This is a genomic window from Streptomyces sp. MUSC 14 (assembly GCF_001866675.1).
Classification (GTDB): domain Bacteria; phylum Actinomycetota; class Actinomycetes; order Streptomycetales; family Streptomycetaceae; genus Streptomyces.
In genome coordinates, this window is sequence record NZ_MLYN01000024.1 from 155,760 (window position 1) to 163,612 (window position 7,853).

Annotated in this window: 11 protein-coding genes; 3 read left to right on the top strand and 8 right to left on the bottom strand. The window is 72.2% G+C overall.

Features of this window, described 5'->3' with window-relative positions; translation table 11 throughout:
- Positions 1–264: 264 nt before the first annotated feature.
- Positions 265–1,059, bottom strand: coding sequence for a methyltransferase domain-containing protein (locus BIV25_RS16230; protein WP_071373038.1), 795 nt, complete (start codon positions 1,057–1,059; stop codon positions 265–267).
- Positions 1,060–1,110: 51 nt separating this feature from the next.
- Between BIV25_RS16230 and BIV25_RS16235 the strand changes: the two genes are divergently transcribed.
- Complete coding sequence (locus BIV25_RS16235) at positions 1,111–1,635, top strand: DinB family protein (protein ID WP_071373039.1); 525 nt, start codon at positions 1,111–1,113, stop codon at positions 1,633–1,635.
- 42 nt (positions 1,636–1,677) lie between these two features.
- Here BIV25_RS16235 and BIV25_RS16240 read toward each other — a convergent pair whose 3' ends face one another.
- Entirely contained in the window at positions 1,678–2,559 is an 882-nt protein-coding gene (locus tag BIV25_RS16240; RefSeq protein ID WP_071373040.1) for an LLM class flavin-dependent oxidoreductase, read from the bottom strand.
- Positions 2,560–2,642: 83 nt separating this feature from the next.
- On the opposite strand from BIV25_RS16240, the gene BIV25_RS16245 reads away from it, so the two are divergent.
- Positions 2,643–3,038: a DUF192 domain-containing protein gene (locus tag BIV25_RS16245; protein WP_071373041.1), complete on the top strand. Its 396-nt coding sequence runs from the start codon at positions 2,643–2,645 to the stop codon at positions 3,036–3,038.
- A 9-nt stretch (positions 3,039–3,047) separates the two neighbouring features.
- Complete coding sequence (locus BIV25_RS16250) at positions 3,048–3,467, top strand: DUF3224 domain-containing protein (protein WP_071373042.1); 420 nt, start codon at positions 3,048–3,050, stop codon at positions 3,465–3,467.
- Here BIV25_RS16250 and BIV25_RS16255 read toward each other — a convergent pair.
- The 6 genes from BIV25_RS16255 to BIV25_RS16280 form a co-directional block, all read right to left on the bottom strand.
- On the bottom strand, positions 3,464–4,081 hold the full coding sequence (locus BIV25_RS16255) for an OmpA family protein (protein ID WP_071373043.1): 618 nt from the start codon (positions 4,079–4,081) through the stop codon (positions 3,464–3,466). The two genes, BIV25_RS16250 and BIV25_RS16255, sit on opposite strands and share 4 nt — an antisense overlap.
- A gap of 7 nt (positions 4,082–4,088) precedes the next feature.
- The gene (locus tag BIV25_RS16260; protein ID WP_071373044.1) at positions 4,089–4,673 is read right to left on the bottom strand and encodes a hypothetical protein; all 585 of its coding nucleotides are present in this window, start codon (positions 4,671–4,673) and stop codon (positions 4,089–4,091) included.
- A 61-nt stretch (positions 4,674–4,734) separates the two neighbouring features.
- Positions 4,735–5,334, bottom strand: a complete 600-nt coding sequence (locus tag BIV25_RS16265; protein ID WP_071373057.1) for a pilus assembly protein TadG-related protein — start codon at positions 5,332–5,334, stop codon at positions 4,735–4,737.
- The gene (locus BIV25_RS49270) at positions 5,331–5,528 is read right to left on the bottom strand and encodes a Flp family type IVb pilin (RefSeq protein ID WP_071373058.1); all 198 of its coding nucleotides are present in this window, start codon (positions 5,526–5,528) and stop codon (positions 5,331–5,333) included. The genes BIV25_RS16265 and BIV25_RS49270 overlap by 4 nt, the downstream gene beginning before the upstream one ends.
- A 101-nt stretch (positions 5,529–5,629) precedes the next feature.
- The gene (locus BIV25_RS16275) at positions 5,630–6,370 is read right to left on the bottom strand and encodes a response regulator transcription factor (RefSeq protein ID WP_071373045.1); all 741 of its coding nucleotides are present in this window, start codon (positions 6,368–6,370) and stop codon (positions 5,630–5,632) included.
- Positions 6,367–7,665 (bottom strand): sensor histidine kinase, encoded by a 1,299-nt coding sequence (locus tag BIV25_RS16280; RefSeq protein ID WP_371273030.1) that lies wholly within the window; start codon positions 7,663–7,665, stop codon positions 6,367–6,369. The genes BIV25_RS16275 and BIV25_RS16280 overlap by 4 nt, the downstream gene beginning before the upstream one ends.
- Positions 7,666–7,853 lie beyond the last annotated feature (188 nt).

Sequence of the window (7,853 nt, forward strand, 5' to 3'; positions counted from 1 at the left end):
CCGGCCCGCGAACGGCGACTTGACGGTTCCGCTGCGGCGCCACGCGGAGATCCGACGGGCTCACGGCACCGCGCAGCCCCCTCCACTGCGCGGTACCGGCCGCGCAGCTTTGCTCACGCGAATTACCTTGGTCTGAACTTACGTGACGTGCGGGACGGATGTGAACCCGAGCGCATAACAATGTGGAAACCCCGGGCAAACCCCGTATGAACCACGCCCGTTTCCGCCCTGTTTCCGCCCCGTCCCCGCTGTCCGACCCGAACGTCAGCGGACCGGCTTGCGGGCGTCGAAGAGATGCCGGGTGCTGTGCGCCACGAAGGGGCCCTCCCGCTCGATCCGCTCGTGCAGCGCGCGGAGTTGGGGCTCGTACGCCGCCACCGTGAAGCCCGGGACCATCCACACCACCTTGCGCAGGAAGTGGACGACGGCGGCGATGTCGTGGAACTCCGTCCGCAGCCGCTCCGCGCGCAGCCCGACGACGTCCAGCCCGGCCGCCTCGGCCTCGGCCCGCTCCCGCCCGGGGTCCCGGCCGGCGCGCACCTCGGCGGGCAGCGGCCCGAGGAAGTACTCGACGAGTCCGAAGACGCTGGCCGGCCCGACGTGCTGGGCGAGATACGTGCCGCCGGGGCTCAGCACCCGCGCGATCTCGTCCCAGTACGGGCGCACCGGATGCCGGCTGAGCACCAGGTCGAAGGCCCCGTCCGCGAACGGCAGCGGCGCGTCGTCCGGGGCGGCGACGACCACCGCGCCGCGCGGCCGCAGCAGCGCCGTGGCCTTGGCGGCGTTCGGCGGCCAGCCCTCCGTGGCGGCGACCAGCACGGGCCGGGCCGGCTCGGCACGGCCCAGCGCGAAGTCCAGCACCTCACCGCCCCCGGTCTGGATGTCGAGCACCGCATGCGCCCGGGCCAGCCGCTCCCCCGCCAGCGCGGCGTACCCCCACGAGGGCCGCTCCTCGGTGGCCCGTCCCTCGAACCACGAGAAGTCCCAGCCCTCGGTCGGCACGGAGGCCCCCTCGGCCACGAGGTCCTCGAAGGAACGATGCGTCGGCGTGGCGGTCATACCCGCATGATCGCAGTCCGGTGTCGGTACGGCCTGCTAATTTCCGCGCCCATGACGACCCCTGGAACGCCCCCCGCGCCGATGTACTCCGCCGACGAGAAGCAGACACTGCACGCGAGCCTGGACCGGCACCGGGACGCGGTGCTGTGGAAACTGGAGGGCCTCGACGACGAGCGGCTGCGCCGGCCGATGACACCGACCGGCACCAGCCTGCTGGGCCTGGTGAAGCATCTGGCCGCCGTCGAGTACGGCTGGTTCGTGGAGACGTTCGGCGGCCGGGCCGAGCCGCTGTGGTTCGACCCGTACGACGACATGCGGATCACCGCCGAGGAGACGACGGAGCAGATCATCGCCTTCTACGGCCGGGCCCGCAGCGCCGCCGACACGATGATCACGGAGCTGCCGCTGGACACGCAGGGCCGCCCGGCCTGGCGGGACATCACCGTCAGCCTGCGCTGGACGCTGGTCCACATGGTCGAGGAGACCGCACGGCATGCCGGGCACATGGACATCCTGCGGGAACTGATCGACGGCACGACGGGCGACCACCCGCCGGCCGGGGGTACGACGGGCTGAGCGGGCGCGGGCGGTCACAGAGGGACGGGAGGGTGTCGGTGTTCACGGCCGGGGGACGGTTCGTACGAGGGGGCGGACCTCCTCGGCGGTGAACCGGACGAAGCCTTCCGGGTCGGGTTCGTCGCCGGTCGGCTGGAGGACGACCGTGTCGGCACCGGCCTCGGCGAGGCGCCGTGCGGCATCGGCCGCGTCGGCCGCGACCCCGAGGCCGGGCACCGACTCCAGCCCCTCGGCGCCGAGTTCGGCCCGCAGCCGGGCCTCGGCGCCGGGGCCCGTGGCGGTCAGCAGGCAGGCGACGACCCGGTGCGGTTCACCGGCCCGCCCGGCCTCCCGCCGCCCCTCCTCGATGAGCCGCCGCGCCTGCCGTACGCCGTCCGGCGGGGTGGCGGCGGTGAGGACGGTGCCGTCGGCCCTGGCGCCGGAGAGGCCGAGGGTGCGCGGCCCGGTGGCACCGGCGAGGACGGGGACCGCCTCCTTCGGCGGCCAGTCGAGGGCGACGTCGTCGAGGGACACGTACCGCCCCCGCACGGTGAGCCGTTCACCGGCGAGGAGCGCGCGCAGGGCGTCGAGATGCTCGCCGAGGAGGGTGAGCGGCGAGGCGGGGCGGGCGCCGACCTGGCCCATCCAGTCCTGCACGCCGTGCCCGACGACGAGGGTGGCGCGGCCGGGGAACATGCGGTGCAGGGACGCCGCCTCCATCGCGGTGAGGGCCACGTTCCGCAGCGGGACGGGCAGCAGTCCGGCCCCGACGCGCACCCGCTCGCTCCAGGCGGGCGCCGCGGCGGCGGTCGAGATCCCGCCCTCCCGGAAACAGTCCTCCCACAGCCACAGCTCGTCGAGCCCCGTCGCGTCGGCGGCCCGGACGACGGCCCGCAGCCGCTCGGGAGGAAGCTGGGGACGGAAGACGGCACCGGGTTCAGTCATGCCGGCCTTCCTGGTGGGGGAGGAAGTGGAACGGCAACGTGTTCACGGGTCAGGTGTGTCGAGCGGGAGGGACGGGCGAGCGGATGAGCCGACGGCGCTGGCGGGACGGGCGGGGCAGGCTGGTCGTGGGCACGGACGCCGCCGGGCCCGGTACGTCCGTCCCCCTGGAGATCGCCGCCTCCTACCGGGCCCGCACGAAGGGCCTGCTGGGCCGGGACGCGATCGACGGGGCGATGCTGCTGACCCCGGCGAGCGGAGTGCACACCTTCGGCATGCGCATCCCGATCGACGTCGCCTACCTGGACCGCCACCTCACCGTCCTCGCCGTCCGCACCATGCCCCCCGCCCGCCTGGGCCGCCCCCGCCTGCGTTCCCGCCACGTACTGGAGGCGCAGGCGGGGACGATGGCGGGGTGGGGGGTGAGGGCGGGGGTGCGGGTGAGCGTCGAAGCCGGGGGCGTTGTCAGTGGGGCGGCCTAGCATGCGGGCATGAGGGCTCAAGGGACGTTCAAGGTCGAGGAGTTCACTCCGGCGGACGTGCGGCTGCCGGAGCCGGTGGCCGAGACGGCGGTGCCCGTCGGAGTGGCCACGATGCGCAAGCGGTACGAGGGGGAGGTCGCCGGAGTGTCCGGGACGCTGTTCACCGCGGCGTACGACCAGTCCAGCGGGTCCGGCACGTATGTCGCGATGGAGTCCTTCGAGGGGACGCTGGGCGGGCGAAGCGGCTCCTTCAACTTCGCCCACTCGGCCACGACGCTCGGGGAGGGCAGAGAGGCCGAGTTCTTCGTGATCGTGCCGGGGAGCGGGACGGGGGCGCTGACCGGGATCCGAGGGGCCGGCGGTCTGCGGATCGACGCGGACGGCACCCATCGGGTGTGGTTCGAGTACGAGGTGGGTGAGCAGTCCTAGTCCTGGGTGCGTGGGAAGGACACCTCCACCCGGCGGTTCTTCCTCCTGCCCTCCTCCGTGGAGTTGTCGGCGATCGGGTACTGCTCGCCGTAGCCGCGGACCTCGAAGGTGATGTTCGGGTCGTTCAGGTCCTGGTCCAGGACGGCCTGGACGGCGTTGGCGCGCTGGCGGGACAGGACGTCGCCGTGGGCGGCGGAGCCGAGGTTGTCGGTGAAGCCGAAGACGCGGATCTGGGTCGCGTTCTGCTTCTTGATCTCGTCGGCGATGGTGGTGATGCGGGACTTCGCGTCGTCGCTGAGCTTGGCACTGTCCTTGCTGAACAGGACCTCGGCCTGCAGTGCGAAGGTGACGTCCGCGTTGGTGTCCTCGCGGCGTTCGTCCCCGCTCTGGTCCTCCACGACCGACTTGATGTCCAGCACCTTGGGCGCGGCCAGGGTGGCCCCCTCGGGGAGCTTGAGGTTCGGCGAGGTGGGGTCGATCTTCACCGGGGCCGCGGCGGACGGCGCGGTGTCGGGGGGCTGGCTGGGGTCGGTGCCGTCGGCCCGGGCCGGGGTGGCGGTGAGCAGCAGCGCGGTGGCGGCGGTGAGGGTGAGCGCGAGACGGGTGGGGGTCACTGGGGCCTCAACCGGAGATCTTGATGCTGGCGGAGGTGAACGTCGGCAGCTGGAACTCGACCTCGGACGTGTTCGCGGGAGGCGCCGGGAACTGCATGAAGACCGCCAGGGTGTCGCCGGCCTGGAGCGTCGAGAAGCCGGTCGTGGTCAGCGGACGCCCCTCGGTGTCCCGCAGCACGTAGTACCGCTTCTTGCCCTGCGAGTCGACCAGTGTGGCCCCGCCCAGGGACTTGCCGTTCCTGATGATCTCGGTCTCGTTGCCGCTGAGCGCGGAGGGGATCACGTCGGTCTGTGAACCGTCGTTCTTCATCGTGCCGTTGACGGTGACGAACCCGCCCGAGTCCCGTTGCGCGGAGATGATCTGGAGGAGCAGGCCGTCCGACCCTCGCACCTCGGCCAGGGGCTGGTCCGACTGCCCTTCCTGGGGGCTCGGGCCGGAGTCGCTCGCCCGGGAGGCGGTCGGCGAGCCGTCCGGCTTCTTGGCGTCATCGCCACCGCTGCCGCCGCAAGCCGTCACGCCGACGGCCAGACCGGCCGCGAGAGCCCACGCGACCATCCCCCTGCGGGCCTTCGCAGTGAACCGAATGCTCATCGCTCCGCTTCCTTCGTCATTCATCGTTCGCTTTTCGGTCGGCTCGGTCGGCTCGGTCGGCTCAGCCGGCCAGGTGGACGTCGAAGAGGTCTTCGGGCTTCGGGAGCCCCGCCGGATCGTCCGGCTTGGGCTGCCAGACCTTGTCCCTGCAGGTGAGTTCGGGCAGATCGGCACCCTTGGCACCCGCGCCGGGGAGCTTGAACGTGCAGAGGGGTTCGATCTCGGCGACGGCATGCGCCTTCGACTTCACGTTCTCCGTGCCGGGTACGACGGACCGGCCGACGGACTTGTTCGTCGCCACATCGGCCTGGTACTTCAGCAGCTCCGGGGAGAAACAGTCGCTCAGTCGGGCGTCGTTCTGCGCGGCGAGCGCCTCGGCCCGCCCGCACGGGGCGCCGGGATCGTCGATCCCCGCCCTGCCATCCAGGATGTCCTGCCACTTCGTCGGGTCCAGCAGGACCTTCACCCACGCGCCCGTGAGCTGGTCGCGCGTGTTCTGGGCGGCGGCGAGGGCTGCCGCGTCAGCGGCGGTCTGCGCTCCGCTCCGGTTCACCGAGGCCTGACCGACGGCAAGATAGGCCAGAGCGAGAAAGAGCAGACCTGCCACCACCGTGATGTAGATGGGGAAGGCCTGCCCTGCGTCGCCGTATGGAGAGGTCAGCCGCCGGTGACCTCGGAGATTTTCCTCGTGATCGCGTCGAAGATCGTCTGCCCGATACTCGTACCCGTGATCGCCAGCACGATCGCCACGACCACCGCGATGATGCCGAGGTACTCCACCGCGGTCTGGCCCCGGTCGCTGCGGGCGGCGCGGGTCTGTAGGTACGCGACGGTGGTGTTGAACCATTTGCTCACGGTTTTCCCCTCCAGCTTCGCCTCCGATCCGGGCACCGTACGGCCGGACGTGGCGGTCGCCACAGGGCCCCTGGGCCCAACTCCAGGCCCACTCCCCCATGTCACGCCACCCCCAGCCACTTCGCCGCGGCCTGGGATCTGGTGGTGGTCTGGAGCTTGGCGAAGATGCGGTTGATGTGGTTCTTGACCGTCTTCTCGCTGATGAAGCAGGTGGCGGCGATCTGCTGGTTGGTCATGCCGGACGCGATGAGGTCCATGATCTCCGCCTCCCTCGTACTCAGCCGGTACCGGGACCGGGACGACTGTCCCATAGATGGTTGCATATGCGAAAGAGTTTTGGTTGGGCTTTCCCTTAAAATAGGGGGGTGTTGAGGGTCGACATGTGCAGATGCACTTGACTTGATCCCTTCCAGCAACGCCTTCGCCGCCCCCGGTGTCACATGCGGCCGGCCCTCGCGCACATCCCGTACGGCCCGCACCAACTGCTCCGTGGTGAACTCGCCGTGCACCAGATAGCCCCCCGCCCCCAGCCGCAACGCCTCCCGCACGGTCTCCGTCTCGTGGCTGTACGTGAGCATCATGACCGGGGCCAGCCGCACCAGGTGCGGCAATGCCGAGATTCCGTCGATTTCCGGCATCCGGACGTCGAGAAGGATGACGTCCGGGCGGTGCCGCAGCGCCGCCTCGTAGGCCTCGCGGCCGTCCGTCGCCTCCGCCACCACCGTGGTGTCCGCCCGCCCGGACAGCAGGGCCGTCAGGCCCGCCCGGACCACGGGGTTGTCGTCGGCCACCAGCAGCCGCAGCGGCGGGGCGGCGTCCGCACGCGGCGGGAAGGGGTTCATCGGTGCCTCCTCTCGGGCCCGGCCGTGATCGGCAGGGGAAGTTCCACGCGTACCTCCGTGCCCCGTTCCCGGTCGCCCCGGCCGATCCGGATCCGGGCGCCCGCCTGTGCCGCCCGCTCGACCATGCCGAGCAGACCGAAGTGGCCGGACGCCCGGAGCCGTTCCAGGGTCGTGTCCGACGGCAGGCCGGTGCCGTCGTCGTGGACCGACAGGCGCAGCAGGGTGCCGTGGATCCCGGCCCGCACCTCGACGTGGGTCGCGGACGCGTGCCGGTGGACGTTCTCCAACGCCTCCGACGTGATGGACAGCAGATGGCGGGCCAGGGGGGAGGGCAGCGGCAGGGGCGGGGCGTCCGGGGGCGGGAGTGCGCACCTCACCGGCAGTCCCGTGCGGGCCGTGAAATCGTGGGCGTACGACCGCAGTTCGGACCACAGCGGCGCCTCGTCACGGCTCTCCGACGCCGCCTCCCGGCGGAGATCCCGCAGCAGCTCTCTCGACTCCGCGGCCGCTCGGCGCGCCGAGCGGGACACCAGGTCGGCCTCGGACCTGACGCGGGCCGGGTCGGGCGACTCGGCCGAGGCGGTGGCGGCCAGGCCGTCGGCCGCCAGGGCCACGCCGTACAGGGTCTTGGCCACGGAGTCGTGCATCTCACGGGCCAGCCGGGCGCGCTCGGCGCTCACCGCCTCCGCCGCCGCGAGGCGCGCCTGGGTCGCCGTCAGGGCCTGGGTCGCGGCGCCGAAGCGGAGCATCAGGCCCCGCAGGGTCGAGCCCATGGCGCCGGAGATGACGCACAGGCCGGGCAGGAGCAGGGCCTCGGCGACCGGTGCGTGCCGGTCGGCCTTCAACGTGGCGTGGACCAGCAGCAGGATCAGGCCCTGCAGGGAGGCGAAGCAGGCCGCGCCGCGCCAGCTGTACACCAGCCCGGCCAGCAGCGGGGTGCACACGCTGACGTAGGCCAGCGTCGTGTCCGGGCCGGCCGAGACGAGGAGGAGGGAGCCGAGGAGGGTGTCGGCGGCGAGGAGGCTGGGGTGGCGCAGCAGGAGGGGGCCGAAGCGTTCCCAGTCGCGGAAGAGGACGTAGGACACCATGAAGGTGACGACCACGGCCACGCCGACCAGGCGGACACCCAGCCCCGGGGCAGCGTGGAGCAGAGCCGCCGGTGCCGCCAGGGCGATCATCGCCAGCCGGAACCCGAAGACCTGCCGGCACAGCGCCTGGAGCGCGCTGACCTGGATCTTCTCGGAGGGGTCGGCCGGCCGCACCGCCGGCCCGGCCTCGGCCACCGCACCGCCCACCCCCTTCGGCCGACGTCCGAACCAGCCGCCGATCCCGGTCCGCCGTCCCCCGTTCCAGACACCGATTCCGGTCCACCGTCCCCCGAGCCGGCCGCCAACTCCCGTCGGCAGTCCCCCGATCCGGCCCCCGATCCCAGCCAGCAGCCCCCCAAGCCAGCCGTCGCCCCCCGCCAGCAGCCCCCCGAACC

What these genes read in the sequence shown, in the direction of transcription:
- BIV25_RS16230 (WP_071373038.1), bottom strand. Translation starts at nt 1,059, where the DNA reads ATGACCGCCACGCCGACGCATCGTTCCTTCGAGGACCTCGTGGCCGAG.
- BIV25_RS16235 (WP_071373039.1), top strand. Translation starts at nt 1,111, where the DNA reads ATGACGACCCCTGGAACGCCCCCCGCGCCGATGTACTCCGCCGACGAG.
- BIV25_RS16240 (WP_071373040.1), bottom strand. Translation starts at nt 2,559, where the DNA reads ATGACTGAACCCGGTGCCGTCTTCCGTCCCCAGCTTCCTCCCGAGCGG.
- BIV25_RS16245 (WP_071373041.1), top strand. Translation starts at nt 2,643, where the DNA reads ATGAGCCGACGGCGCTGGCGGGACGGGCGGGGCAGGCTGGTCGTGGGC.
- BIV25_RS16250 (WP_071373042.1), top strand. Translation starts at nt 3,048, where the DNA reads ATGAGGGCTCAAGGGACGTTCAAGGTCGAGGAGTTCACTCCGGCGGAC.
- BIV25_RS16260 (WP_071373044.1), bottom strand. Translation starts at nt 4,673, where the DNA reads ATGAGCATTCGGTTCACTGCGAAGGCCCGCAGGGGGATGGTCGCGTGG.
- BIV25_RS16275 (WP_071373045.1), bottom strand. Translation starts at nt 6,370, where the DNA reads ATGAACCCCTTCCCGCCGCGTGCGGACGCCGCCCCGCCGCTGCGGCTG.